Source organism: Acetobacter pomorum (genome assembly GCF_002738225.1).
Taxonomy (GTDB): domain Bacteria; phylum Pseudomonadota; class Alphaproteobacteria; order Acetobacterales; family Acetobacteraceae; genus Acetobacter; species Acetobacter pomorum.
Genome location: NZ_PEBQ01000171.1, coordinates 1 through 1,354, shown reverse-complemented (window position 1 = coordinate 1,354; position 1,354 = coordinate 1). Strand labels below are relative to the sequence as shown.

1 protein-coding gene is annotated in these 1,354 nt (G+C 41.9%); it reads left to right on the top strand.

All coding sequences use genetic code 11. The features are described from left to right. The first annotated feature begins 59 nt into the window (after positions 1-59). Entirely contained in the window at positions 60-647 is a 588-nt protein-coding gene (locus tag CSR02_RS13255) for a recombinase family protein (protein WP_099541957.1), read from the top strand. Positions 648-1,354: the final 707 nt, after the last annotated feature.

The following is a 1,354-nucleotide window of genomic DNA, read 5'->3' as shown; positions in this document are numbered from 1 at the left end:
TTGCGCAAATCAGGAATTAAGCAAGAAACCTCTCTGTCGTTTCAAACGTTTAAGCCAGAATGGAAATCTTAAAATCTCGTCGTAAGGTCGGATATGCCCGTGTCAGTACGGTAGGACAGACCTTGGAACTTCAGCTTCAGGCCCTCAAGATTTATGGATGTCGTCGTGTTTATCGTGAGAAAGCGAGTGGTGCAGATGTTGATAGAGCAGAATTGCGCAAATTGCTGAATAACCTAAAAGAAGGACAAACAGTGGTTGTAACCCGTTTAGATCGCTTGGCACGTAGTACATTCGACCTATTCTCTATTATTAAAACCATTACTGACAGAAAGGCATATTTTTACTCTTTATCTGAACCATGGACCAACACCAGCACAAGTACAGGTCGCCTTATGCTTGCAGTTCTTGGTGGCTTGGCTGACGTTGAGCGTGACCTAATTCGTACGCGTACTTCTGAAGGTCGTGCCAGAGCAATAGCACAAGGCAAAAAGATGGGACGTTCGTCGCGTATTACAGACACACAAAAAAGAGAAATTATTGATCGGCGAAAACGCGGAGAGTCTTTGAAGTCTATTGCTGCAACTTTTGATGTCAGTGACAGCACAGTATCACGTCTTGCACGAGGCAAGAGTAGCCATCGTCATTAAGGTGCCCAATCGTGCGGATCACAGTGATCAGTATATGTCCATTTGTTACACGCAGAGACTTGCACAAGCTAAAATAACTTCATCTGTCAGAAGGGTCGGTAATAATTATATAATACGTTGGCTGTCTGATTTAGATAAATTGTCCATAAAACCCAAAGCAATTCACTGAGCGACCTCTTTTGCTTGTCACGACCAAGATTCAATACTGGTCAGGGTAAAGAGTCTCAACATGTGAAAGTACTTTATCGTCATCTCGTATAATGATGTTAATTACGTTGGTATCGAATACATAGAAAATCAGAGAACGGATATCAATCCTATAGACCTCTGACCTTTGGGAAAATCTCCACCTCATTGACGTGACCGATGTCAGAGAATGTTTTTTGCTGTCTTGCAGAACGCGGCGAGAGCATAACATCTCCAACACGCGGATCTTTGTTGATCCTGACCTCAGATATATCAACAGGAAGACAACGGTTTAACTGCAGTCCATCATGAATATTTTGGCTGCGTCGGACATGCGTTTCTTATTTAAGAATATAAGGTAAAATACACTTCTAAATTACTCTATTAGTCCTTTAACTTCAAATAACGTGTTTTTTCGAAAATTGCACCCCTTTCCATACCTACTTGCGATAATTCCACTTATCGCATGTAGATGGGCTCCCGGAAAAAGGGAGGTTTGTTGTCGAAATTCCTTAATTAGG